Annotated in this window: 21 protein-coding genes; 11 read left to right on the top strand and 10 right to left on the bottom strand. The window is 68.7% G+C overall.

Annotation, left to right across the window (positions count from 1 at the left end; all coding sequences use genetic code 11):
• Positions 1–75 precede the first annotated feature (75 nt).
• The 4 genes from ASC93_RS05980 to ASC93_RS05995 all read right to left on the bottom strand — a co-directional run bounded on the left by ASC93_RS05980 (position 76) and on the right by ASC93_RS05995 (position 2554).
• Positions 76–510, bottom strand: coding sequence for a VOC family protein (locus ASC93_RS05980; RefSeq protein ID WP_056438661.1), 435 nt, complete (start codon positions 508–510; stop codon positions 76–78).
• A gap of 64 nt (positions 511–574) precedes the next feature.
• A complete protein-coding gene (locus ASC93_RS05985; RefSeq protein WP_056438664.1) occupies positions 575–1387 on the bottom strand; it encodes a LytTR family DNA-binding domain-containing protein in 813 nt (270 codons plus the stop codon).
• Positions 1384–2274, bottom strand: a complete 891-nt coding sequence (locus ASC93_RS05990) for a sensor histidine kinase (RefSeq protein ID WP_056438667.1) — start codon at positions 2272–2274, stop codon at positions 1384–1386. Before ASC93_RS05990 ends, ASC93_RS05985 begins: the two co-directional genes overlap by 4 nt.
• A 13-nt stretch (positions 2275–2287) precedes the next feature.
• Positions 2288–2554, bottom strand: a complete 267-nt coding sequence (locus ASC93_RS05995) for a hypothetical protein (RefSeq protein WP_229412614.1) — start codon at positions 2552–2554, stop codon at positions 2288–2290.
• A 177-nt stretch (positions 2555–2731) separates the two neighbouring features.
• Between ASC93_RS05995 and ASC93_RS06000 the strand changes: the two genes are divergently transcribed.
• The gene (locus ASC93_RS06000; protein WP_229412615.1) at positions 2732–3451 is read left to right on the top strand and encodes a YafY family protein; all 720 of its coding nucleotides are present in this window, start codon (positions 2732–2734) and stop codon (positions 3449–3451) included.
• A gap of 61 nt (positions 3452–3512) precedes the next feature.
• Positions 3513–4130, top strand: a complete 618-nt coding sequence (locus tag ASC93_RS06005) for a glutathione S-transferase family protein (protein WP_056438673.1) — start codon at positions 3513–3515, stop codon at positions 4128–4130.
• Positions 4131–4135: 5 nt separating this feature from the next.
• On the opposite strand, the gene ASC93_RS06010 is transcribed toward ASC93_RS06005, so the two are convergent.
• Complete coding sequence (locus ASC93_RS06010) at positions 4136–5338, bottom strand: MFS transporter (protein ID WP_056438676.1); 1203 nt, start codon at positions 5336–5338, stop codon at positions 4136–4138.
• Between the two features lies 1 nt (position 5339).
• Positions 5340–6770 (bottom strand): amidase, encoded by a 1431-nt coding sequence (locus ASC93_RS06015; RefSeq protein WP_056438679.1) that lies wholly within the window; start codon positions 6768–6770, stop codon positions 5340–5342.
• Between the two features lie 106 nt (positions 6771–6876).
• On the opposite strand from ASC93_RS06015, the gene gcvA reads away from it, so the two are divergent.
• Positions 6877–7758, top strand: coding sequence for a transcriptional regulator GcvA (gene gcvA / locus ASC93_RS06020; protein ID WP_056438683.1), 882 nt, complete (start codon positions 6877–6879; stop codon positions 7756–7758).
• A gap of 5 nt (positions 7759–7763) precedes the next feature.
• Here gcvA and ASC93_RS06025 read toward each other — a convergent pair whose 3' ends face one another.
• The 3 genes from ASC93_RS06025 to ASC93_RS06035 are packed head-to-tail and all read right to left on the bottom strand — an operon-like array spanning position 7764 to position 10434.
• Positions 7764–8315, bottom strand: coding sequence for a GNAT family N-acetyltransferase (locus tag ASC93_RS06025; protein ID WP_056438686.1), 552 nt, complete (start codon positions 8313–8315; stop codon positions 7764–7766).
• Entirely contained in the window at positions 8303–8977 is a 675-nt protein-coding gene (locus tag ASC93_RS06030) for a TetR/AcrR family transcriptional regulator (RefSeq protein ID WP_056438690.1), read from the bottom strand. The genes ASC93_RS06025 and ASC93_RS06030 overlap by 13 nt, the downstream gene beginning before the upstream one ends.
• Positions 8974–10434, bottom strand: a complete 1461-nt coding sequence (locus tag ASC93_RS06035) for a PLP-dependent aminotransferase family protein (protein WP_056438694.1) — start codon at positions 10432–10434, stop codon at positions 8974–8976. Before ASC93_RS06035 ends, ASC93_RS06030 begins: the two co-directional genes overlap by 4 nt.
• A gap of 315 nt (positions 10435–10749) precedes the next feature.
• Between ASC93_RS06035 and ASC93_RS06040 the strand changes: the two genes are divergently transcribed.
• The 8 genes from ASC93_RS06040 (at position 10750) to ASC93_RS06075 (ending at position 22820) form a co-directional block, all read left to right on the top strand.
• The gene (locus ASC93_RS06040; RefSeq protein ID WP_056438697.1) at positions 10750–12066 is read left to right on the top strand and encodes an aspartate aminotransferase family protein; all 1317 of its coding nucleotides are present in this window, start codon (positions 10750–10752) and stop codon (positions 12064–12066) included.
• 20 nt (positions 12067–12086) lie between these two features.
• Entirely contained in the window at positions 12087–13577 is a 1491-nt protein-coding gene (locus ASC93_RS06045) for a CoA-acylating methylmalonate-semialdehyde dehydrogenase (RefSeq protein ID WP_056438700.1), read from the top strand.
• A 122-nt stretch (positions 13578–13699) separates the two neighbouring features.
• Complete coding sequence (locus tag ASC93_RS06050; RefSeq protein ID WP_056438702.1) at positions 13700–15064, top strand: NAD(P)-dependent oxidoreductase; 1365 nt, start codon at positions 13700–13702, stop codon at positions 15062–15064.
• Positions 15064–16347: an NAD-dependent dihydropyrimidine dehydrogenase subunit PreA gene (gene preA / locus ASC93_RS06055; RefSeq protein ID WP_056439653.1), complete on the top strand. Its 1284-nt coding sequence runs from the start codon at positions 15064–15066 to the stop codon at positions 16345–16347. Before ASC93_RS06050 ends, preA begins: the two co-directional genes overlap by 1 nt.
• A 34-nt stretch (positions 16348–16381) precedes the next feature.
• Complete coding sequence (locus ASC93_RS06060; protein WP_056438705.1) at positions 16382–17869, top strand: NCS1 family nucleobase:cation symporter-1; 1488 nt, start codon at positions 16382–16384, stop codon at positions 17867–17869.
• A gap of 26 nt (positions 17870–17895) precedes the next feature.
• The gene (gene hydA / locus ASC93_RS06065; protein ID WP_056438708.1) at positions 17896–19284 is read left to right on the top strand and encodes a dihydropyrimidinase; all 1389 of its coding nucleotides are present in this window, start codon (positions 17896–17898) and stop codon (positions 19282–19284) included.
• A 128-nt stretch (positions 19285–19412) separates the two neighbouring features.
• The gene (locus tag ASC93_RS06070; RefSeq protein ID WP_056438711.1) at positions 19413–20657 is read left to right on the top strand and encodes a Zn-dependent hydrolase; all 1245 of its coding nucleotides are present in this window, start codon (positions 19413–19415) and stop codon (positions 20655–20657) included.
• Between the two features lie 156 nt (positions 20658–20813).
• Positions 20814–22820, top strand: coding sequence for an MHYT domain-containing protein (locus tag ASC93_RS06075; protein ID WP_056438715.1), 2007 nt, complete (start codon positions 20814–20816; stop codon positions 22818–22820).
• Between the two features lie 10 nt (positions 22821–22830).
• On the opposite strand, the gene ASC93_RS06080 is transcribed toward ASC93_RS06075, so the two are convergent.
• The gene (locus tag ASC93_RS06080) at positions 22831–24036 is read right to left on the bottom strand and encodes an ammonium transporter (protein ID WP_056438717.1); all 1206 of its coding nucleotides are present in this window, start codon (positions 24034–24036) and stop codon (positions 22831–22833) included.
• Positions 24037–24214 lie beyond the last annotated feature (178 nt).

Raw genomic sequence — 24214 nt, forward strand, 5'->3', positions numbered from 1 at the left:
GGGCCCAAGTTCAGCGTCTCGACTGCGCAAGCAAATCGGATTCCCGCCTGCGCGGGAACGACGTTGTCGACGGGGTCACGAGCCCGACCTGAACAAATCCTCCGGCTTCCACGGATCATACGTCCCGACGTTCCACACATGGCCCTCGGGATCGCGGCACATGAAGCCGCGGCTGCCGAATTCCGTGTCGGCCGGTTCCTGCAGGATGACGGCGCCGGCATTGCGCGCGCGCTCGCACACGCGGTCGGCGTCGTTCACCTGCAGGTAGACGGTCTGCGTCTGGCGGCCCTTGATCTCGTCCGGCTGCACGAGCACCTTGCCATATTCGCCTTCCTCGTTGACCGAGCCCAGCATGATCATGCCGTCGCCGAGCGTCAGTTGCGCGTGGGCGATGGCGCCGTCGATGCCGGGCACGGCGACCTGGCACGCGAAGCCGAAGACTTCGCACAGCCAGTCGATGGCGGCCGGGGTGTCGCGGTAGCGCAGGCAGGGGATGGCGAGCGAGGGCATGGCGGGCTCCTGTCGGGTCGACGAGCCTCCATGCTAGCAGCAGAAGACGAGAAAATGCGCCGATTCACATCTGCTGGAACAGATAGCTGTGATTGCGGCTGACTTCCAGCTCGCCCGGATAGCCGCGCACCTTCAGCATCTGGCGCCCGCGCAGGTCGCGCTTGACCTCGGCGATGGCGTCCACGCGCACGAGCGTGGAGCGATGGATGCGCCAGAACTCGTCCGGATCGAGCTCGTCCAGCAATTCCTTCAGTGTCTTGCGAATCAGAAATTCCGCGCCGACCGTCTGCACCCGTGTGTATTTTTCGTCGGACTGGAAGAACAGCACCTCGCGCGTGCTCACCATGCGCAGGCTTGAACCGACCTGGGCCTGGATCCAGCGCAGGTAGGCCGGCTTGTCCGGCTTGCCCTTGTTTTCCAGCAGCGTGGTCAGCCTGGCCAGTTGCTGGCCGATGTCTTGCGGCGGTGCCGCATCGGCGCCGTTCCCGGTCCTTGCGCGCGCGCGCAGGCGCGCCTGCAGGCGCGCGCACGTGGTCGCGAGCCGCTCGGCCGACACGGGTTTCAGGAGGTAGTCGAGCGCGCCCTGTTCGAACGCGTCCAGCGCGTACTGGTCGTAGGCCGTGGCGAACACGATGTGCGAACGCTCGTACAGGCGGCGCGCCGCCTCGATGCCGGACAGTCCCGGCATGCGGATGTCGAGGAAGGCGATGTCGGGACGGTGCCGTTCGCCCAGCTCGACGGCTTCCACGCCGTTCGCCGCCTCGGCCACGATCTGCAATCCCGGCCACGCGACCGCGAGGCGCGCGCGCAGCAGGTCGCGCATGGGCGCCTCGTCGTCGGCGACCAGCGCGGTGACGGGGCGTTCTTCAGGCTTCATGCGTCCTCCATCATCTTGTAGGGGAGCCGGATCGTGGCGCAGGCGCCGCCGCCCGGCGGGGTCATGATGTCCAGTGCGGCATCCGCGCCGTACAGCAGTTGCAGGCGCTCGCGGATGTTGGCGAGGCCGACGCCGTCGTCCGCGTGCGGGTCGATGCCGACGCCATCGTCGCACACTTCCACGTGCAGGTCTGCCCCCACGACATGCGCGCGCACGGCGACGGTGCCGCCTTCGATCTTGGGTTCCAGGCCGTGCTTGATGGCGTTCTCGATCAGCGTTTGCAGCATCATCGGCGGGAACGGCGCGCTGCCGAGGAAGTCGGGCACGTCGAAGCGCACCTGCAGGCGCTCCTTCATCCGCGCCTGCATGATGGCCAGATAGGCCCGCGACAGCTCGACCTGCTTGCCGAGCGTGGCGCCGCCGCGCTGGCGCATCTGCGGCAAGGTCGAGCGCAGGTAGTCGATCAGGTGGGCGTGCACGCGCGCCGCTTCCTGCGGGTCGGTCTCGATCAGCTGGCCGATCAGGGCCAGCGTATTGAACAGGAAGTGCGGTTCGACCTGCGCCTGCAGCGCGGCCATCTGCGCTTCCATCAGGCGGCGTTCCAGCGTCGCCACGTTGGCCTGCGCCGTCGCCTCGCGCGCCGTCAGCTCGGCCTTGCGCTTGCCGCCCGCCAGCACCTTGACGGCGATCGAGATGAAGAGGTACCAGCCGCCCAGCTCGGGCGCGTTGATCATCCCGCAGAAGATCAGCACGAAGAACCACGTGAGGAACAGCTGGCGCCACTCGACGACGGCGAGCCAGTCGAAAAAGCGCCACCACAGCTTGCTGGCTTCGTTGAAGGCGTCGCGCACGAAGTCGAGTACGCGGTTGATGTCGCTGGCGCGCATGCCGTTCCCCTGCTTATTGTTTGCCGTAGGGTTCGCGCTGCGTGCGGCGGTGGTCGACGGCGAACGCCCCGATGACGACCTTGAGGCCCATGAACAGGACGAACAGGAACAGGGCCAGCGGCAGGAGGCTGATCACGAAGGCGAGGGCGATGCAGCAGGCCAGCATCGCCGGCCATGGCATGGCGGCGATGGTGCGGGCGCCGCGGCGGCACGCGCGGACGATGTCGTGGGCGATGTCTTCCATCGTGGCGGCGAATTCGCGGAAAGCGGTCTTGTTCATGATGACTCCTGTGACGTGACGTGTTGCGATGGAGTCACTCTACATCCGTGGCGACCGGGTGACCACAGCGTGTCGACGAACTGCCGAAAATGCAGGATGACTGGTCGTGCGGCCGGATGGGCGGGGCGTCTGGACCGGGCGGCGCCGGCGTACTATGATGCCGTTCATGAAATATCGATGCCCCCGCCGGGCGCGCCGCACGCCATGAGCCGTACCGGCCGCCTGTTCCAACTGATGGATGCCCTGCGCGGCCACCGCCGCCCGGTGACGGCCAGCGCCCTGGCCGAGCGCCTCGGCGTGTCCGAGCGCACCATCTACCGCGACATCCAGACCCTCGCGCAGCTGGGCGCGCCCGTCGACGGCTCGGCGGGCGTCGGCTACCTGCTGCGCACCGGGTTCTTCCTGCCGCCGCTGATGTTCGACGCCGACGAACTGGAAGCCCTCGTGCTGGGCGCGCGCTGGGTGCGCCAGCAGGGCGACCCGGCGCTGTCCGCCGCGGCCGACCGCACGCTGGCCAAGATCGCCACCGCCACGCCGCGCGACCTGCGCGACCACATGGCCGAGACGAGCCTGTGGGTGCCGGCGTTTCCGGCCGCGGTGCCGGTCGAGGCGTTCATCCAGCCCACGCGCGAGGCGATCCGGCGCCAGTGCAAGCTGCGCATCGCCTACCGCGACGAGCGCGATACGGCGACGGAGCGCATCGTGTGGCCGTTCGCGCTCGCCTTTTTCGAGGGCAAGCGGGTCATGGCCGCGTGGTGCGAACTGCGCGCCGCGATCCGCCACTTCCGCGTCGACCGCATCGTACGGGTGGAGGCGAGCACGGAACGCTATCCGTCGCCGCGCCATCAGCTGCTGCGGCGCTGGCGGCAGGAGTACGACATTCCCGAGTACTCCTGACAGAATCTGTCAGGGCAGGGTCTTAACATCGTTGCATCCACTCACGCACAGGAGACGACCCATGCAGCTCTACTACAATCACTATTCGTCCAATACCCGCCGTGTGCTGCTGGCGGCCGACCATCTCGGCGTCGCGTTCGATCTCGTCGAGATCAACCTGGCCAGCCAGGACGACCGGCGCCGCCTCGGCGAAGTCAATCCCAACAGCAAGCTTCCGGTGCTGATCGACGGCGACTTCATCCTGTGGGAATCGTGCGCGATCATGCAATACCTGGCCGACGGCACGCCGGGCCAGACCGTGTGGCCGCAGGCGCGCCAGGCGCGGGCCGACGTGACCCGCTGGATGTTCTGGGCGTGCCAGCATTTCGCCCCGGCCATCGGCGTGCTCACGTGGGAACACATCTGGAAGAAATTCGTCACGGGCCTCGATGCCGACGCAAACGAGGTGGCGCGCGGCGAATCCGACCTGGCCGACACGGCCCGCGTGCTCGACGGGCACCTGGCCACGCGCCACTGGCTCGTCGGCGACGCCGTGACGCTGGCCGACTTCGCCGTCGTGGCGCCGCTCATGTACAAGGACAAGGCGCGCCTGCCGCTGGACGACTATCCGCACCTGCTGGCCTGGTTCGGGCGCGTGCAGGCGCTGCCGGCGTGGCGCAACACCGAGCACGCCTGGTAGTCGCGTCAGGCGGGCCTGGCCTGCCGCCCCGCCACCGCGGCAATCCCCGCCGCGACGACGTTGAAGGCCGCGCTGGCCAGGATCGGCAAGGTATAGCTGCGGCTCGCGTCGAACAGGTAGCCGGCCGCGGTGGGGCCGACGAGCGTACCCACGGCGACGCTCGTGTACAGCACGCCGATGATGCTGCCGACCTGGCGGCTGCCGAACAAGTCCGTCACCACGGGCGGCATGATGGCGACCCAGCCGCCGTAGAACAGGCCGAACAGCAGCGCGAACCCGGCCAGCGTCGCGAAACCTGTCGCGGCGGCCCATATTGCCAACGCCGCGGCCATGCCGACGAACATCGCCAGCAGGAAGGCCTGGCGCCCGATCCGGTCCGCGAGCCCGCCGAGGAAGAAGCGGCCCACCGTGCTGCCGACGCCGATCGCCCCCAGCAGGTACGCGGCGTCCTTGCGGCCGATCCCGTGGTCCAGCGCATACGGCACCAGGTGGACGAACGGCACGAAGACGCCGAACGAGCAGACCAGGCAGGCCGCATACAGCAAGGCGAACTGCCGCGACCTGACGGCGTCGCGCAGCGGCATGCCGCCACCGCCGCCGGCGGCCGCGGATGCGCCGTCCGGTAAGGTGCCCTTGTGCGCGGGATCGTTCGCGATGAACCAGGCCATGCCGATGCCGACGACCGCCGCGCCGCACCCGAGCGCCACGTAGGCGGTCCGCCATCCCAGCGCGTCGATCAGCGCCGTCGCGAGCGGCGGCATGACCAGCGTGCCGACGCCGATGCCGCTGACCGCCAGTCCCGACGCGAAGCCGCGGCGCTTGACGAACCAGCGCTGCACCGCGCCGAGCGCGGGGACGTAGGCGCAGCCGATGCCCAGGCCGACGCCGAGGCCGTAGGCGGCGTACACCGTCGTGAGGCTGTGCGCCACGCCGGCCAGCGCCAGGCCGGCGCCCACCAGCAGCATGCCGAGCATGGCCAGGCGTTGCGCGCCCCAGCGGTCCGCGAGCGGGCCGCTGACGACGCCGAGCGAAAAGTACAGGAATCCCGCCAGCGAAAACACGATCGAGACGGACCCGCGCGACGCCGCGAAATCGTGCTGCAGGGCGGGCACGAATGCGCTGAACGTGTACGCGCAGCCGAAACCGACGAAACACACCGCGAACGCCGCTGCGACGACGACCCAGCCGTAGAAGAGGCGCGGCCCCATGCTACATCTCCGGATGGCGCCGATGCCACGCCGTCCGCGCCTGGAACGCGGCGCCGGCCCGCACGAGCGCATCCTCGCGCCAGCGGGGCGCCACCAGTTGCATACCGACCGGCATGCCGTCTGCAGTGAAGCCGCCCGGCAGGGTGAGCGTCGGATGGCCGGACAGGTTGAAGGGGCAGGTGTAGCGCTGCAGCCTGGCGATGAGGTCCGGCTGCGCGCCCAGCGTCCGGATCTGCGCGAGCGTGAGCGGCGCGAACGGCTGCACCGGCGTGAGCAGGACGTCGACCGTTGCCATTACACGGTCGACGCGGCCGCGGAACGCCGCGCGCCGCAGCAGGATGGCCTGGTAATCGGTGCCCGATAGCGACTGGCCCGCATCGATGACCGCCGCGAGGACGGCGCCGTAATCGTCCCGCATGGCGTGGTAGCGGGCCTGGTGCGCCACGGCCGCCTCCATGGCGCAGGTCGGCACCCAGTCGGCGATGGCCTGTGCCACGGCGGGGAAGCGGACGTCGACGATCTCCGCATCCAGCGCCGCGAATGTCGCGAGGGCGTCGGCGAGGACCTGGCGCGTGCCGGCGTCCACGTCATCGCGATTCCACGCCGCGTCGACGCCGATGCGAAAGCCTGCAAGGCCGGCACCTGCTGCGGCACCGGCACCGGCTGTGGCAGCTGCCGTAAAATCCGGGACCGGGGCCAGCGATGCGGTCGGGTCGTCCGGATCGGCGCCCGCGATGGCGCCGAGCAGGATGCCCGCATCGACGGCGCTGCGCGCCATGGTCCCGACGTGGTCCAGCGACGCCGCCAGCTCGGCCGCGCCGTGGCGGCTCACGCGTCCCCACGTCGGCTTCAGCCCGGTCAGGCCGTTGGCGGCGGATGGCCAGCGGATCGAGCCGCCGGTGTCGGACGCCAGCGAACCATACGCCATGCCCGCCGCGACGGCGACGCCGGAACCGCTCGACGAGATGCCCGGCCAATGGTCGTCCCGCCACGGATTGCGCGGCGGGACGACGCGCGGGTGGTGGTCGGAATACGCGCCTTCGGTGAGCTCGGGTTTGCCGATGAGGACCGCACCGGCCTCTTTCAGGCGCCGCACGACCGTCGCATCGCGGCCGGCCGCGGGCTGGCTGCGCAGCCGCATGCCGGCACGCGTCGGCCAGCCTTCGATGTCGAACAGGTCCTTCACCGCGACCGGCACGCCGTGCAGGGGGCCGCGCCATCCGCCTGCCGCGATCTGCCTGTCGGCCGCCGCGGCCTGTGCGAGCGCGGCGTCGGCCATCACCTGGGCGTACGCATGCAGGTCGCCGTCCAGCGCCGCGATCCGCTCGAGCAGCGCCCGCGTCACGTCCCGGGACGATACGCTGCCGGTCCGGATCATGCCCGCGAGCTCGCCGATGTCGAGGTAGTGCAGGGGGCGTGCGGGTTCGGTCATGTGTTCTCCTGTAGGATGATGATATAGTTTTACTTCACCCACTCTATCCGCCGTCGGCGCTATGAACAACCGAGTTTTCCTGCCCGGTTTAATTTAGAATTTCTAAATGATGCGTGACCCTGTCCCTCCCTTGAAGTCGCTGCGCGCGTTCGAAGCCGCGGCGCGCCACCTGTCCGTGAAAGCCGCGGCGGAGGAGTTGTGCGTGACCCCGGGCGCGGTGAGCCAGCTGGTCCGCCAGCTGGAGGCGCACCTGGGCGTGCAACTGTTCGATCGGGTCAACCGGGGGATCTTGCTGACCCAGGCGGGCCGCGACTACCTGCCGCCCGTCCGCAACGCCTTCCGGCAGATTGCGCAGGCCACGCAGCGCCTGGTCGAATCCGTGGATGCCGGCACGCTGACGCTGAGCGTCACGCCGTTCTTCGCGTCCGCGTGGCTGATGCCGCGCCTGCAGCGGTTCCGCGACCTGCATCCGGGCATCGACCTGCACATCGTCACCAGCACCGCGTTCGCCGATTTTTCACGCGACGGCGTGGACGCCGCCGTCAGGCACGGCGCCGGACGCTATCCGGGCTTGCGGAGCTATCGCGTCGCGTCCGTCGAGATCGTGCCGGTGGCCGCGCCGTCCCTCGTCGCACGCTACGGCCTGCCCGCGGCACCCGCGGCGCTGACGCGCTGGCCGCATGTCCATGACGCCGAACGCAAGGGGTGGAGCCTGTGGTTCCAGGCGAACGGCGTGGACGACGTCGGACTGCCGCGCGGTCCGTCGTTCGACGATTCCAGCCTGCTGCTCGGCGCCGTGCTGGCCGGGCAGGGTGCCGGCCTGCTGCCGGCCGCCATGGTGGCGCACGAGGTGGGCGCAGGGCGCCTGGTCAGGCTGGCGCAACCGGCGCACATGGAGACGTTCGCCTACTACCTGGTCTATCCGGAGGCCCGCCAGGACAACCCGAAGGTGGCCGCCCTGCGCGACTGGATCTTGTCGGTGGAATAGCGGAATCACCCGTTCCAGTGCCGGCGCAGCAGGCCGTAATACACCGTATCGGCCGGTTCGCCCTGCACGATCCACCGTTCCGGCATGAAGCCTTCCTTGCGGAACCCGAGCTTTTCCAGCACCCGCGCCGAGGCGGCGTTGCGCGGGTCGACGTCGGCCTCGATGCGGTTCAGGTCGAGCGCCGCGAAGCCGTGGTTCAGCAGTGCCCGCAGCGCCTCGCTGACGTAGCCGGCGCCCCAGTGGGCACGGGCCAGCGCATAGCCCAGTTCGCAGCGCCGGCTGCCGTCCACGAAGCGGTGCAGGCTGGCGTTGCCGATCAATTCTCCCGTGCCGGCCAGCGCGATACCGAGGCGCAGTCCGCTGCCGTCGGCATACGCGGCCTGCGTGGCGGCGATGTGGTCGCGCGACTGGTCCAATGACGTCCACGGGCCGCTGCTCCAGTAGCGCGCCACGTCCGGATCGGAAAACACGGCGTAGTGCGCGTCGACGTCGCGTTCATCCATCCAGCGCAGCTTCAGGCGCGGCGTGCACAATTCGATGGGGCTCAAGGTGGGCATGGGTTCTCCTGGAGGCCGACGGCGGAGAGCACCATGCCCGTGATCAGGCGTTCGGCGTCGTCGAAGTCGGACGGTTGCAGCGAATCGCGGTCGAGCACGAGCGTCATCTGGGCGGCGAAATCGGCGTACGACTGCGTCATGGCCCAGACGGCGAACAGCAGGTGGGTGGCATTGACGGGCGCGATTTTTCCTTCCGCGATCCAGCGCTCGAACACGGCGATGTCGGCGCGCAGCAGCGGGATCACGCGGCGCCGGATCTGGTCGGCGTACAGCTTGGCGCCGCCGATCACCTCCATCGCATACACGCGCGAGGCGAGCGGCTGCTCGCGCGAGAATTGCAGCTTCGCGCGCACGTAGGCGCGCAGCACGTCGCCCGGGTTCCCGGCCGGATCGGCCAGGCTGGCCATGCGCGCGAGCCAGTCGTCCAGCACGTTGTCGAGCACGCGCTGGTACAGGGCCTGCTTGGTCGTGAAGTAGTACATCAGGTTCTGCTTCGACAGGCCCGCGCGCTCGGCGACGGTCGCGATCGACGTGCCTTCGTAGCCGCATTCGGCGAACAGGCGCACGGCCTCGCCAAGGATCGCGGTTTCGACCCGGTCTCTGTGACTGACGCGGTGCCCGACGCGGCGCTTGACGGCGGCGGGGCTCATGGTGGTGCTCATGGCGGATCTCCTCGGATCGAACGCAGGAAGTCGAGCAGGACGGGCTCGAAGGCATAGGCGACGTTGAAGCGGAACCACGCGCTCGTGGGCGGCCGCAGCGTGAAGAACTCGCCCGGCGCCAGCAGGATGCCGGCGCGCAGCGCCCGTTCGGCGATGGCGCGGCCGTTGCGGCGCGCGTCCGGCCCGGGTTGCGTCCACCCTGCGCTGACGAACATGCCGCCGCGCGGCCTGGCCAGCGGGACGAGGCCGGCGTCGCCGAGGCGTTCCAGCGCCCGTTCGCGCGCGCCGTCGAGCTGCAGCACGAGGCGCTCGACCTGCTTGCGGTAGGCGCGGCTGCTGACGGCGTCGTACACGGCGCGCTCGTTGACTTCGGACGTCGTGAGGCCGGTGAGCATCTTGACCCGCACCAGTTCCGGCAGCAGCGAGGCGGATGCGCAGATCGACCCCACGCGCAGCACGGGCGACAGCGTCTTGGAAAAGCTGCCGATGCGGATCACGCGGCGCAGCCCGTCCATCGCGGCCAGCGACGATTCGCCGCGCGCCGCCAGTTCGCGGTAGATGTCGTCCTCGACGAGCCAGAAATCGAATTGCTCGGACAGCGCCAGCAGCCGGTGCGCCTGCGCCTGCGACAGCGACGTGCCGAGGGGATTCTGCAGCACCGTGTTGACGAACATGAGCTTGGGCTGGCGCGCCTGCGCCTCGCGCGCGAGGACCTCCATGTCGAGGCCGTGCGCGCCGCGCGGGATGCCGACGGGCTCGCAGCCATGGTGGCGCACGAGCGCGAGCAGGTTGCCGTAGCCGGGATCTTCGACGAACACGACGTCGCCCGGCCGGGTGAGCGTCCGCAGCACGAGGTCGAACGCGTGGGTGGCGCCGTGCGTCAGCAGGATCTGCTCTGGCTCCACCGCGCACAGCTCGCCCGACAGCGTGGCCGCGAGATGCTGGCGCAGGCTGGGAAAGCCGAGCGGGTGGCCGTAGCCGCGCAGGCGGCCGGCCGGGATCTTCATCGCGTGGCGCACGGCATCGAGGATCGTCGATTCGCCATACCATTCGGGCGGCAGCCAGCCGGCGCCGACGGGCAGCGCATCCGACTGGCCGGAATACAGGTCGGGCGTGAGCGTGTCGACGACGCTGGCCGACGCGGGCAGGCAGGCCTGTTGCGCCGGCGCGTCAAGGCCGCGCGCGACAAAAAAGCCGGACCCGCGCCGCGACGAGAGCAGGCCCAGATGCAGCAGGCGGTCATACGATTCGACGACCGTGAAGGTGCTGACGCCGTTCACTTTTGCGAATTGTCGAACCGACGGCATCTTGGTCCCGGCGGGCAGCGTACGCCGATTTACCATCCCGGCGATGGCCGCGACGATCTGGTCGACCAGGCTGCCGCGGCGCTGGCGGTCGATCGCCAGCACGGGCCAACCGGACCCGTCGCCGCTGCCGTTCTTTTCCGTTGCTTCCATCGCCACTCCATCGCGCTACACTCAAAACTGTGCAGGTTATGCTACCAGTACGGTTGGCCGTATTTGCAGATTGTGTATATGTGCCACAGTTGTCCTGCTGTCTATTATTGCATCATTGTTTTTGCCAGTTGGTAAATTTTTGCGCGCATGCTTGCACGCCAACGGACCGCAAACGTCCGCGTGGGCACAGGGTGCCCACCCTACCGACATGATTGCCGTAGGGTGGGCTCCCCGAGCCCACGCGAAATGCCAACGAGCCGTGGACGTACGTGCGGGCGTTTGCCAACCCGCAATTGAATTCACAAGGGGAGTCGCATGAACGAGTCTAGACCCGAATCGATGTCATCCTTCTGGATGCCATTCACCAACAACCGCGATTTCAAGGCGCACCCGCGCCTGCTCGTCTCGGCGCAAGGAATGTATTACAAGGACGTCGACGGCAACGCCGTGCTGGACGGCACCGCCGGCCTGTGGTGCGTGCCCTGCGGCCACGCGCAGCCGAAGATCGTCGCCGCCGTCAGCGAGATGGTCGGCCAGCTCGACTTCGCCCCCACGTTCCAGATGGGCCACCCGGCCGCCTTCGACCTGGCGGAACGCCTGATGGACTATACGAACCACAAGTTCGGCCACGTGTTCTACACCAATTCCGGATCGGAAAGCGTCGACACCGCCCTCAAGATCGCACTCGCCTACCACAAGGCGCGCGGCGAGGGCGGGCGCACCCGGCTGATCGGGCGCGAGCGCGGCTATCACGGCGTCGGCTTCGGCGGCCTGTCCGTCGGCGGCATCGGCCCGAACCGCAAGTCCTTCGGCCCGCTGCTGCCGGGCGTGGACCACCTGCCGCACACGCACAACCTCGCGCAGAATGCGTTCGCGCGCGGCGAGCCGGAACACGGCGTCGAACTGGCCGATGAGCTGGAACGCATCGTCGCGCTGCACGACGCCTCGACGATCGCCGCCGTCATCGTCGAACCCGTCGCGGGCTCCACGGGCGTGCTGGTGCCGCCCAAGGGCTACCTGAAACGCCTGCGCGAGATCTGCAGCAAGCACGGCATCCTGCTGATCTTCGACGAAGTGATCACGGGTTTCGGCCGCCTGGCGACGCCGTTCGCCGTCGACTACTTCGACGTCGAACCGGACATGATGACGACGGCGAAAGGCCTCACGAACGGCGTCGTGCCGATGGGCGCCGTGTTCTCGAAAAAATTCATCCACGACGCCTTCATGGACGCGCCGGCCGGCATCGAGCTGTTTCACGGCTATACCTATTCCGGCCACCCGCTGGCGTGCGCCGCGTCGATCGCGACGCTGGATGTCTTCAAGGAGCAGGGCGTCCTGGAAAACGCCAGGGCCCTGCAGCCGTACTGGGAAGACGCCGTGCACAGCCTGCGCGGCCTGCCGCACGTGATCGACATCCGCACCATCGGCCTCGTCGCCGGCATCGAGCTCCAAAGCATCCCCGGCAAGGTGGGTGCCCGCGCCTTCGCCGCGTTCAAGCAGGCGTTCGCGGACGGCATCCTGATCCGCACGACGGGCGACACCATCGCGCTGTCGCCGCCGCTCGTGCTGGAGAAAAAACATATCGACGAACTGCTCGGCAAGCTGGCCGCCGTCCTGAAGAACCTCGACTGAAACCTCGACTGAAAGAGACCATGGAAACGATCAATCACTTTATCGGCGGCCGCGTGACGGAGGGTGGCAGCAGGTTCGCCGACGTCTACAACCCGGCGCTGGGCGAGCCCTGCGCGCGCGTGGCGCTCGCGAGCGGCGACGACGTGGGCGCGGCCGTCGCCGCGGCGGCGCAAGCCTTTCCCGCCTGGGCCGCGACGCCGCCGCTGGCCCGCGCCCGCGTGCTGTTCAACTATCTGCAACTGTGCCAGCGCCACACGGACGAATTCGCGGCGCTGGTCGTGCGCGAACACGGCAAGACCTTGCCCGACGCGCGCGGCGAAGTCGCACGCGGCATCGAGGTCGTCGAATTCGCGGTGGGCATTCCGCACCTGCTCAAGGGCGAATTCACGGACCAGATCGCGCGCGGCATCGACGCCTGGTCGATGCGCCAACCGCTGGGCGTCGTCGCCGGTATCACGCCGTTCAACTTCCCGGTGATGGTGCCGATGTGGATGTTCCCCGTCGCCCTCGCGTGCGGCAATACGTTCATCCTGAAACCGTCCGAGCGCGATCCGTCGGCGTCGCTGCTGCACGCGCGGCTGCTCAAGGAAGCGGGCCTGCCGGACGGCGTGTTCAACGTCGTGCAGGGCGACAAGGGCGCGGTCGACGCGCTGCTGGATCACCCGGACATCCAGGCCGTCAGCTTCGTCGGCTCGACGCCGATCGCGGAGTACATCTATGCCCGCGGCAGCGCCGCCGGCAAGCGCGTGCAGGCGCTCGGCGGCGCCAAGAACCACATGGTCGTGATGCCGGACGCCGACATGGACATGGCCGTCGACGCGCTGATCGGCGCCGCCTACGGCTCGGCCGGCGAGCGCTGCATGGCGATCTCGGTGGCGGTGGCCATCGGCGACGCGGGCGATGCATTGGTCGCGCGGCTGGCCGAGCGCACGCGCGCCCTGAAAATCGCGGACGGCATGGCGGACGGCGCCGAGATGGGGCCGGTCGTCACGCTCGCGGCCAAGCAGCGCATCGAAAAGCTGATCGGCGAAGGCGTGGAGCAGGGCGCGACCCTGGTCGTCGACGGCCGCGGCTTCACGGTGCCGGAGCGCGCCAACGGCTTCTTCGTGGGCGGCACCCTGTTCGACCACGTGACGCCATCGATGTCGATCTACCGGGAAGAAATCTTCGGGCCCGTGCTGTGCGTCGTGCGCCTGCCGGACGTCGGCAGCGCTTTGGCCCTCATCAACCGCAACGAGTACGGCAACGGCGTCGCCGTGTTCACCCGCGACGGCGGCGTGGCGCGCGAGTTCGTGCGCCAGGTACAGGTGGGCATGGTCGGCGTGAACGTGCCGCTGCCGGTGCCGATGGCGTTCAGCAGCTTCGGCGGGTGGAAGAAAAGCCTGTTCGGCGACCACCACGCGTACGGGCCGGAGGGCGTGCGGTTTTATACGCGGCACAAGGCCGTCATGCAGCGCTGGCCGAATACGGCCAGCAGCGGGGTGGAGTTCGCGTTCCCGCAAATGAAATGAACCGTCGTCCCCGCGCAGGCGGGGACCCAAGTTCGCAGCATCTCGACAGCGCTTGCAAAATTGGGCCCCTGCCTCCGCAGGGGCGACGTTGGTTGAGTCTCCACGTATAAAAGGGATGCCAAATGATCGAGTCACTCCACCACCTGCCGCCCGCCGCCGGCACGCACGGTGCCTTGTCCGAGCGCTTCACCGACCTCGCGCCGGCGCTGACGGCGCGCCAGGCCGCCATCGAAAGCGCCCGCTGCCTGTACTGCTATGACGCGCCCTGCACCCGCGCGTGCCCGACGGGCATCGACGTCGCGAGCTTCATCCGCAACATCCACGAAGGCAATGTGGAGGGCGCCGCCGTCAACATCCTCAAGCAGAACATCTTCGGCGGCAGCTGCTCGCGCGTGTGCCCGACCGAGATCCTGTGCGAAGACGCCTGCGTGCGCAACCACGACGCCGAAGGCCAGCCCGTGAAGATCGGCCTGCTGCAGCGCCACGCCATCGACACCGCGCAGTTCGCCGGCCACCCGTTCCAAAGGGCGCCGTCGACCGGCAGGACCATCGCCGTCGTCGGTGCCGGCCCGGCCGGGCTGTCGTGCGCGCACCGGCTGGCGATGCTGGGCCATGACGTCGTCGTGTTCGAGGCGCGCGAAAAGGCCGGGGGCCTCAACGAATACGGCATCGCCAAGTACAAGCTGCCGGGCGCCTTCGCGCGGCAGGAGGTCGACTTCCTGCTGTCGATTGGCGGCATCGAGATCCAGTACGGTCGCGTCCTCGGCGGCAACCTGCACCTGCAGGACCTGCACACGCGCTACGACGCCGTGTTCCTCGGCCTCGGACTCGGTGCGAGCCGCCGGCTCGGTCTCACGGGCGAGGATGCGCCGGGCCTCGCGGCCGCCGTCGACTACATCGCCACGCTGCGCCAGGCGGCCGACCTCGCGGCGCTGCCGGTGCCGAAGCGCGCCATCGTGGTCGGCGCCGGCAACACGGCCGTCGACATGGCCGTGCAGATCGGACGGCTCGGCGCGGAGGAGGTCACGCTCGTCTACCGCCGCGGCTTCGAAGCGATGAGCGCGACCGGCCACGAGATCGAGATCGCGAAGACGAACGGCGTGCGCATCCGCACGTGGGCGGCGCCGCTCGAGGTGCTGCTGGACGACGCGGGACGCGTGCGCGGCATGCGTTTCGAGGAGACGCGGATGATCGACGGCCGCCTGGCCGGCACGGGCGCCTTCGTCGACATCGCGGCCGACGCCGTGTTCAAGGCCATCGGCCAGCACATGGACGCGGACTCTTTGTCCGATCCGCTCGCGAGCGAACTTGAACGCAATGGCGACAAGATCCACGTCGACGCGCGATTCAGGACCAAGCTGCTGGGCGTGTACGCGGGCGGCGACTGCGTGGCGCCGGGGCAGGACCTGACGGTGCAGGCCGTCCAGCACGGCAAGCTGGCCGCGCTGGCGATCCATGACGACATCCTTTCCAAAGCGGAGGCATGATGGCCGACCTGAGCATCGATTTCTGCGGCATCAAGTCGCCGAACCCTTTCTGGCTGGCGTCCGCGCCGCCGACCGACAAGGCCTATAACGTCGTGCGCGCCTTCGAGGCCGGCTGGGGCGGCGTCGTGTGGAAGACGCTGGGCGAGGACCCGCCAGCCGTCAACGTGTCGTCGCGCTACTCGGCGCTGCACGGCAAGAACCGCGAGGTCATCGGCTTCAACAACATCGAACTGATCACCGACCGCAGCCTGGACATCAACCTGCGCGAGATCACGGCGGTCAAGAAGGCGTGGCCCGACCGCGCGCTGGTCGTGTCGATGATGCTGCCGTGCGAGGAAGCGCCGTGGCGCGAGATCCTGCCGCTCGTGGAGGCGACGGGCGCCGACGGCATCGAACTGAACTTCGGCTGCCCGCACGGCATGCCCGAGCGCGGCATGGGCGCGGCCGTGGGCCAGCAGCCCGACCTGATCGAGCAGGTCACGCGCTGGTGCAAGATGTACACGCGGCTGCCGGTGATCGTCAAGCTGACGCCCAACATCACCGACGTGCGCGCACCCGCCCGCGCGGCGCTGGCGGGCGGCGCGGATGCCGTCTCGCTGATCAACACGATCAATTCGATCACGCACCTGGACCTCGACCGCATGGTCGCGTTCCCGGCCGTCGGCAACGCCAGCACGCACGGCGGCTATTGCGGCGCGGCCGTCAAGCCGATCGCGCTGAACATGGTGGCCGAGATCGCGCGCGACCCGGTCACGCGCGGCCTGCCGATCTCCGGCATCGGCGGCATCGGCAACTGGCGCGACGCGGCCGAATTCATCGCGCTGGGCGCCGGCTCGGTGCAGGTGTGCACCGCCGCGATGCTGCATGGCTTTCGCATCGTCGAGGAGATGAAGGACGGTTTATCCCGCTGGATGGACGGCAAGGGGTACGAGAACATCGCGGCGTTCTCGCGCAAGGCCGTGCCCAACACGACGGACTGGAAATACCTGGACATGAATTACCAGGTGATCGCGCGCATCGACCAGGACAAATGCATCCAGTGCGGCCGCTGCCACGTGGCGTGCGAGGACACGTCGCACCAGGCGGTCGCGCGCATCGTCGACGGGAATGCGCGGCGCTACGAGGTCATCGACCAGGAATGCGTGGGGTGCAACCTGTGCGAGATCACCTGTCCGGTCGAAGGGTGCATCACCATGGTGCCGCAAGAGACGGGCAAGCCCTACATGAACTGGACGCAGGACCCACGGAATCCGCGGGCGGAGGTAACATTGGACGACGCGTAGTTAATATTGCACCGCAACCGATGGAGACCGCCCGATGAGCATCGACCCCGCAACGAACCAGGACCTGTGGAACGAAGACCTGGCGCCGACGAGCGCGGCGCAGCGCACGTGGCGCTGGTATCACTTCGCCGCCCTGTGGGTCGGCATGGTGATGTGCATCCCGGCCTACACGCTGTCGGCCAGCCTGATCGAGGCCGGCATGTCCGCCTACCAGGCCGTGTTCACCGTGTTCCTCGCGAACGCCATCGTGCTGCTGCCGATGCTGCTGATCGGCCACGCGGGCACCGAGTACGGCATTCCGTACGCCGTGCTGGCGCGCGCCGCGTTCGGCACGCGCGGGGCGCGGCTGCCGGCGCTGATGCGCGCCATCGTCGCCTGCGGCTGGTACGGCATCCAGACGTGGTTCGGCGGCAGCATGATCTACACGCTGCTGGGCGTGCTGGCCGGGCATGCGATCGGCGGCGACAAGCTCGCCGGCCTGGGCATCAACGGCGCGCAGCTGCTGTGCTTCATCGTGTTCTGGGCCATCCAGTTCTGGTTCATCGTGCACGGCATGGATTCGATCCGCAAGCTGGAGACGTACACGGCGCCGCTCAAGATCCTGATCTGCTTCGTGCTGCTCGGCTGGGTGTACCAGAAGGCCGGCGGCTTCGGCCCGCTGCTGGCCGCGCCCTCGCAATTCGTCGAAGGCGGCAGGAAGGCGGGCCAGTTCTGGCCCACGTTCTGGCCGTCGCTGACGGCGATGGTCGGCTTCTGGGCCACGCTCGCGCTGAACATCCCCGACTTCACCCGCTTCGCGCGCACGCAGCGCGACCAGGTGCTGGGCCAGTCCATCGGCCTGCCGGTGCCGATGGGCCTGCTGGCCGCGCTCGCGGTCATCGTCACGTCGGCCACCGTCGTCCTGTACGGCAAGGCGCTGTGGGACCCGGTCGACCTGGCCAGCCGCATGACCGGGGCCGCCGTGCTGATCGCGCTGATCGTGCTGCTCGTGGACACCGTCAGCGTCAACCTGGCCGCGAACCTCGTCGGCCCGGCCTACGACTTTTCCGCGCTGGCGCCGCGCCACATCTCGTACCGCACGGGCGGCTACCTCACGGCCGGCATCGCGCTCGTGATGATGCCGTGGAAGATCCTCGAATCGACGCAGGGCTACATCTTCACGTGGCTGATCGGCTATTCCGCGCTGCTGGGGCCCATCGCCGGCGTGCTGATCGTCGACTACTACCTGATCCGCCGCACGGAACTCGCCGTCGACCAGTTGTACAAGGACGACGGCATCTACGGTTATCGCAACGGCTGGAACCCGGCGGCCATCGTGGCGTTCGCCGCCGGCGTGCTGCCGAATATCCCGGGCTTCCTGAACGCGGCGTTTCCGGAATCGTTCCCGGACGTGGACGCCGGTTTCAAAACCCTGTACACCTATGCCTGGTTCGTCGGGATCGCGATTTCCGCGCTCGTGTACCGCCTCATGATGAAGGGCAGGGCGGCGCCGGCGCTGCATCCGGCCCGTTCGCTCGACTGAAGCATCCTTTTGCACAAGGGGACACCATGACCATCCTGATCCGTGGCGGCACCGTCGTCAACGCCGACCGCGCCTTCCGCGCCGACGTCCTCACCGAGGGCGACAAGATCATCGCCGTCGGCGCGAACCTGGAAGCGCCCGCGCACGCGACCGTCGTCGACGCCGGCGGCCAGTACGTGATGCCGGGCGGGATCGACCCGCACACGCACATGCAGCTGCCGTTCATGGGCACCGTCACCGCCGACGATTTCTATACCGGCACGGCGGCGGGCCTCGCGGGCGGCACGACGACGATCATCGACTTCGTCATCCCCGATCCGAAGCAGCGGTTGATGGACGCGTTCCACACGTGGCGCGGCTGGGCCGAAAAGGCGGCGGCCGACTACACGTTCCACGTGGCCGTCACGTGGTGGGACGACTCGGTGCACGAAGACATGGGCACGCTCGTCAAGGCGCACGGCGTGAACAGCTTCAAGCACTTCATGGCGTACAAGAACGCCATCATGGCCGACGACGAGACGCTGGTGAACAGCTTCCGCCGCGCGCTCGAACTGGGCGCGATCCCGACCGTGCACGCGGAGAACGGTGAGCTGGTGTACCAGTTGCAGCGCGAACTGCTGGCGAAGGGCATCCGCGGGCCGGAAGCGCATCCGCTGTCGCGCCCGCCCGCGGTGGAAGCCGAGGCGGCGAACCGCGCGATCGCCATCGCCGGCGTCCTCGGCACGCCGGTGTACATCGTGCACGTGTCGTGCGCCGAATCGCTGGACGCCATCGCCCGCGCCCGCGCGCGCGGCCAGCGCGTGTACGGCGAGGCCCTGGCGGGCCACCTCGTCATCGACGACAGCGTCTACCGCCATGCCGACCCCGAAGTCGCGCGTGCCTACGTGATGAGCCCTCCGTTCCGCTCCAGCCATCATCAGACGGCGCTGTGGCAGGGCCTGCAGGGCGGGAACCTGCACACGACGGCGACCGACCACTGCACCTTCTGTGCCGGCCAGAAGGGGATGGGTGCGGACGATTTCACGCGCATCCCGAACGGCTGCGGCGGCGTGGAGGAACGCATGGCCGTCGTGTGGGACGCCGGCGTGAACACGGGGCGCCTGACGCCGTCCGAATTCGTGAAGGTCACTTCCACGAACGCGGCGCAGATCTTCAACATCTATCCGCGCAAGGGCTCAGTGTCCGTGGGCGCGGATGCGGACCTCGTCGTGTGGGACCCGCAAGGCACGCGCACGCTGTCGGCGAAGACGCAGCATTCGAAGGGCGACTTCAACGTGTTCGAAGGCCGCACGGTGCGCGGCATCCCGACGCACACGGTGGCGGCCGGGAAGCTCGTGTATGCGGATGGGGATCTGCGCGCGGAGCGGGGCGCCGGGCGATATGTCGAACGGCCCGCATTCACCAGCACCACGTAAACGTCGTCCCCGGACTGGCCGTCCGCCTTGGCGGGGACCCAAGTTATATGCGTTATCGAAACGCGAACAAAATTGGGTTCCCGCCTTCGCGGGAACGACGGTGATATAAGCACTAACCGGAGAACAACATGAACGACCTGCGCATCAACGGCACCCGCCTGTGGGCCTCCCTGATGGAACTCGCGCAAATCGGCGCCACCGACAAGGGCGGCGTCAAGCGCCTCGCGCTGACTGACCTCGACCGCCAGGGCCGCGACCTCGTCGTCCGGTGGGCGCAGGCGGAGGGCCTCGCCGTCACCGTCGATGCGATCGGCAACGTGTTCATGCGCCGCGAGGGTGCGAATCCGGCCCTGCCGCCGGTCGTCACGGGCAGCCATATCGACACCCAGCCGACCGGCGGCAAGTTCGACGGCAACTACGGCGTGCTGGCCGGGCTGGAAGTCGTGCGCACGCTGAACGAGCGCGGCATCCGCACGGAAGCGCCGATCGAAGTCGCGTTCTGGACCAACGAGGAAGGCTCGCGCTTCGTGCCCGTGATGATGGGTTCCGGCGTGTTCTGCGGCGCGTTCAGCCTGGAGACGGCGTACGCCGCCCGCGACGTCGACGGCAAGTCGGTCGGCGAGGAGCTGGAACGGATCGGCTACCGCGGCGCCCAAGCGCCGGGCATGCACCCCATCGGCGCCTATTTCGAAACGCACATCGAGCAGGGGCCCGTGCTCGAAGATGCGGACAAGGTGATCGGCGTGGTGCCCGCCGTGATGGGCCTGTCGTGGTACGACTGCACGGTGACCGGCATGGAGGCGCACGCCGGCCCCACGCCGATGCACCTGCGCCGCGACGCGCTGCAGGTGGCCACGACCATCATGCAGGAAGTGGTGGCGATCGCGAACCGCTATCCGCCGTACGGCCGCGGCACCGTGGGCATGGTGCAGGTCTTCCCGAACAGCCGCAACGTGATTCCCGGCCGGGTCAAGTTCAGCATCGACCTGCGCAACGTGACGGATGACCTGCTGAACACGATGCACGGCGAGATCGAAGCGTTCATCGAGCGCACGCGGCGCGCGACGGGCCTGGGCATCGACCTGGAGCGCGTGTCCTACTATCCGCCTTGCCCGTTCCACCCGGACTGCGTGGACGCCGTGCGCGCCGCCACGGACAAGCTGGGGTACTCGACGATGGACGTCGTGTCCGGCGCCGGCCACGACGCCATCTATGTCGCGCGGCTCGCGCCCGCCGGCATGATCTTCGTGCCGTGCAAGGATGGCATCAGCCACAACGAGATCGAAGACGCCCAGCCCGCGCACCTGGAAGCCGGCTGCAACGTATTGCTGCACGCGATGCTGGAGCGGGCCGGCATCGCCGGGGGCGCCTGACCCGCGCCGGCTGAAATTGTTGCGCACCAGTAACAAAATGCGATTTCCTGTTACTATTCTGGCCGAAGACGGGCGGCGGTAGCATACTGTGGCCAAAGCCCTCGGGGCCGCAAGGATCGTCATGTCCTTGCGTTTTGCCACTCATGCGCGTCGACGATGCTGACCGGATATTATGAAACCCCGCTGGTCCTGACTTCGATCCTCGTCGCGATCGTCGCGTCCTATTCCGCGCTCAGCCTGGCTGGCCGGGTGACGGAAGCCGCCGGACGCACCAAGTTCGCCTGGATCCTGGGCGGCGCGATCGCGATGGGGTCCGGGATCTGGGCCATGCACTTCGTTGGAATGCTGGCGTTCCGCCTGCCGATTCCGATCGCCTACGACGTTCCCATCACCCTCGTCTCCCTGGTGCTGCCGATCGGCGCGTCCGGACTCGCGCTGTGGCAGGTCAGCCGCGCGAACCTCGGGCCCGTGCGCCTGGGCGTCAGCAGTCTGATCATGGGCATCGGCATCAACGCGATGCATTACACGGGCATGGCCGCCATGCGCATGGAGCCGGGCATCGTGTACGACCCGCTGCTGTTCGCGCTGTCGGTGCTGATCGCCGTCGGCGCGTCGGCGCTGGCGTTGTGGATCGCCTTCCGGCTGCGCCGCAGCACGCCGGACGTGTGGGTGCCGCGCATCGGCGCCGCCGTCGTGATGGGCTGCGCCATCGTCGGCATGCACTACACGGGCATGGCGGCAGCGAACTTCCCGGACGACAGCGTGTGCATGGCCGCGCGCGTCGGCGTGCACCGCGACAGCCTCGCCACGCTCGTCGTGCTGGCCACGTTCTGCGTGCTCGGCCTCGCCCTCATCGCGTCCGTGTTCGAAGCCCGGCTGGAAGCGAACGCGCGCATCCTCGCGATGTCGCAGGCGACGGCGGCCGAACGCCAGCAACTGCTCGAACGCGAGCGCATCGCGCGCGACCAGGCCGAGCGCCTGTCCGCGCTGAAGGACGAATTCCTGGCCACGCTGTCGCACGAGCTGCGCACGCCGCTCAACGCGATCCTCGGCTGGGCCGGCATGCTGCAGCGGGGCGTGAAGGACGAAGCGACCCTCCGGCGCGGGCTCGAGACCATCGAACGCAACGCGCGCGCCCAGGGCCAGCTGATCGACGACCTGCTCGACATGAGCCGCATCATTTCCGGCACCGTGCGCCTGGACGTGCAGGCGGTCGATCCGGCCCGGATCATCGAGGCCGCGCTGGGCACCGTGCATCCGGCCGCGGCGGCCAAGATGATTGCCCTGCGCGCCGACCTGGGACGCGGGGTGGGCGCCTTGCCGCTCGAGGTGAGCGCCGATCCGGGGCGGCTGCAGCAGGTGCTGTGGAATCTGCTGGCCAACGCGGTCAAGTTCACGCCGTCCGGCGGCAGCGTGCAGGTGCTGCTGGGACGCGACGGCTTTGAGGCCGTGATCCGCGTGATCGATTCCGGCATCGGCATCGCGGCCGATTTCCTGCCTTACGTGTTCGACCGCTTCCGCCAGCAGGACGCGTCGATCTCGCGCCAGCACGGCGGCCTCGGACTGGGGCTGTCGATCGCCAAGCAGCTCGTCGAACTGCACGGCGGCACCATCGCCGTGGACAGCGCGGGGCCCCAGGCGGGGACGACCTTCACCGTGCGCCTGCCGCTCGCGCGCCAGCCGGCGGCCGTGGTGCCGGTGGCGGGGACGCGGCCCGTCGCGCCGGCGGCCAGGGGCGACCTGGCCGACTTGTCCGGCGTACGGGTGCTGGTGGTCGACGACGCGCCCGATACGCTCGACGTGCTGGAACAGATCCTGGCGTACAGCGGCGCCGCCACGATGACGGCGCCGAGCGCCGGCGCGGCGCTGGCCCTGCTGGAGCACGAGGTGCCGGACGTGATCGTCAGCGACGTGGGCATGCCCGAAGTCGACGGCTTCGAGATGATGCGGCGCATCCGCCGCCGCGCCGCGACGGCCGGCATTCCCGCCATCGCGCTGACGGCGTTCACGCGCCAGGACGACCGCGCCAAGGCGCTGCAGGCCGGCTTCACGGATTACCTGGCGAAGCCGGTGGAGCCGGCCGCGCTGGCGGCGGCGATCCTGCGCGCCGTGGCGCGCGGCGGCGCCGGCGAAGGCGAGGACGCGGCCGCGCGCGAGGCTTGACGCGCGGGGCTTACTGGAACGTGGTCTCGCGTTCCGGCGTGGCGCTGATGCGGTGGATGGCCAGGTCGGCGCCGTCGAATTCCTCCTCGGCGTCCAGGCGCAGCCCGACGGTGACCTTGAGCAGGCCGTAGACGATCACGCCGCCGATGCCGGCGATGGCGATGCCCAGCAGGGTGCCGATCAGCTGCGACGCCAGCGACACGCCACCGAGCCCGCCCAGCGCCCGGCTGCCGAAGATGCCGGCCGCGATGCCGCCCCACGCGCCGCACAGGCCGTGCAGGGGCCACACGCCCAGCACGTCGTCGATCTTCCAGCGGTTCTGCGCCAGGGTGAACATCACGACGAAGATCGCGCCCGCGATCGCGCCCGTCACGAGGGCGCCCATCGGATGCATCAGGTCGGAGCCGGCGCACACGGCGACGAGGCCGGCCAGCGGACCGTTGTAGACGAAGCCCGGGTCGTTCTTGCCCATCACGAATGCGACCAGGGTGCCGCCGACGAGGGCCATCAGCGAGTTCACGGCGACCAGGCCGTTCATCTTGTCCAGCGTCTGGGCGCTCATCACGTTGAAGCCGAACCAGCCGACGGTGAGGATCCAGGCGCCCAGCGCGAGGAACGGGATGTTCGACGGCGGGTGCGCCGAGATGCGGCCATCCTTGGTGTAGCGGCCGCGGCGCGCGCCCAGCAGCAGCACGGCCGGCAGCGCGGCCCAGCCGCCGACGGCGTGCACGACGACGGAACCCGCGAAGTCGTGGAAAGCCGCGCCGAACGTGGCGGTGAGCCAGTCCTGGACGCCGAAGCGGTTGTTCCAGGCGATGCCTTCGAACAGCGGATACACGAGGCCGACGAGCAGGGCGGTGGCGGCCATCTGCGGATGGAACTTGGCGCGTTCGGCGATGCCGCCCGAGATGATGGCGGGGATCGCGGCGGCGAACGTCAGCAGGAAGAAGAACTTCACGAGCTCGTAGCCGTTCTTGGCGACGAGCGTGCTCGTGGCGCCCATGAAGTGGATGCCGTAGGCGATGCCATAGCCCACGAAGAAATAGGCGATGGTGGAGACCGCGAAGTCGATCAGGATCTTGACCAGCGCGTTGACCTGGTTCTTGCGGCGCACCGTGCCCAGTTCGAGGAAGGCGAAGCCGGCGTGCATCGCCAGGATCATGATGCCGCCGAGCAAGATGAAGAGCGCGTCGGCTCCGCTTTTGTATGCATCCATGCGTACTACTCCAAAAAAGTGCAAGTTGGTTGAATAAGCACTTCTGGGTAGCAATAAACGTTCCAATTTGGTGAAAGGGTGCACTCCGGGCGAGCATGTCATATGGATTGCCCCGTAAGCGTGCACAAGCACCGTGGCGGTGCGGTCATGCGCCAAAATGGGGATGCGCGGCGCAGTC

The sequence above is a fragment of the Massilia sp. Root335 genome (genome assembly GCF_001425685.1).
Lineage (GTDB): Bacteria > Pseudomonadota > Gammaproteobacteria > Burkholderiales > Burkholderiaceae_D > Telluria > Telluria luteola.

Excerpts from the sequence above, each read along its gene's own strand:
- ASC93_RS06060 (WP_056438705.1), top strand. The coding sequence starts at position 16,382 with ATGAGCATCGACCCCGCAACGAACCAGGACCTGTGGAACGAAGACCTG.
- ASC93_RS06070 (WP_056438711.1), top strand. The coding sequence starts at position 19,413 with ATGAACGACCTGCGCATCAACGGCACCCGCCTGTGGGCCTCCCTGATG.
- ASC93_RS06000 (WP_229412615.1), top strand. The coding sequence starts at position 2,732 with ATGCCCCCGCCGGGCGCGCCGCACGCCATGAGCCGTACCGGCCGCCTG.
- ASC93_RS06025 (WP_056438686.1), bottom strand. The coding sequence starts at position 8,315 with ATGCCCACCTTGAGCCCCATCGAATTGTGCACGCCGCGCCTGAAGCTG.
- ASC93_RS05995 (WP_229412614.1), bottom strand. The coding sequence starts at position 2,554 with ATGAACAAGACCGCTTTCCGCGAATTCGCCGCCACGATGGAAGACATC.
- preA (WP_056439653.1), top strand. The coding sequence starts at position 15,064 with ATGGCCGACCTGAGCATCGATTTCTGCGGCATCAAGTCGCCGAACCCT.
- ASC93_RS05980 (WP_056438661.1), bottom strand. The coding sequence starts at position 510 with ATGCCCTCGCTCGCCATCCCCTGCCTGCGCTACCGCGACACCCCGGCC.
- ASC93_RS06010 (WP_056438676.1), bottom strand. The coding sequence starts at position 5,338 with ATGGGGCCGCGCCTCTTCTACGGCTGGGTCGTCGTCGCAGCGGCGTTC.
- ASC93_RS05990 (WP_056438667.1), bottom strand. The coding sequence starts at position 2,274 with ATGCGCGCCAGCGACATCAACCGCGTACTCGACTTCGTGCGCGACGCC.
- ASC93_RS06045 (WP_056438700.1), top strand. The coding sequence starts at position 12,087 with ATGGAAACGATCAATCACTTTATCGGCGGCCGCGTGACGGAGGGTGGC.
- ASC93_RS06040 (WP_056438697.1), top strand. The coding sequence starts at position 10,750 with ATGAACGAGTCTAGACCCGAATCGATGTCATCCTTCTGGATGCCATTC.
- hydA (WP_056438708.1), top strand. The coding sequence starts at position 17,896 with ATGACCATCCTGATCCGTGGCGGCACCGTCGTCAACGCCGACCGCGCC.
- ASC93_RS06035 (WP_056438694.1), bottom strand. The coding sequence starts at position 10,434 with ATGGAAGCAACGGAAAAGAACGGCAGCGGCGACGGGTCCGGTTGGCCC.
- ASC93_RS06080 (WP_056438717.1), bottom strand. The coding sequence starts at position 24,036 with ATGGATGCATACAAAAGCGGAGCCGACGCGCTCTTCATCTTGCTCGGC.
- ASC93_RS06015 (WP_056438679.1), bottom strand. The coding sequence starts at position 6,770 with ATGACCGAACCCGCACGCCCCCTGCACTACCTCGACATCGGCGAGCTC.
- ASC93_RS05985 (WP_056438664.1), bottom strand. The coding sequence starts at position 1,387 with ATGAAGCCTGAAGAACGCCCCGTCACCGCGCTGGTCGCCGACGACGAG.
- gcvA (WP_056438683.1), top strand. The coding sequence starts at position 6,877 with ATGATGCGTGACCCTGTCCCTCCCTTGAAGTCGCTGCGCGCGTTCGAA.
- ASC93_RS06050 (WP_056438702.1), top strand. The coding sequence starts at position 13,700 with ATGATCGAGTCACTCCACCACCTGCCGCCCGCCGCCGGCACGCACGGT.
- ASC93_RS06005 (WP_056438673.1), top strand. The coding sequence starts at position 3,513 with ATGCAGCTCTACTACAATCACTATTCGTCCAATACCCGCCGTGTGCTG.
- ASC93_RS06030 (WP_056438690.1), bottom strand. The coding sequence starts at position 8,977 with ATGAGCACCACCATGAGCCCCGCCGCCGTCAAGCGCCGCGTCGGGCAC.
- ASC93_RS06075 (WP_056438715.1), top strand. The coding sequence starts at position 20,814 with ATGCTGACCGGATATTATGAAACCCCGCTGGTCCTGACTTCGATCCTC.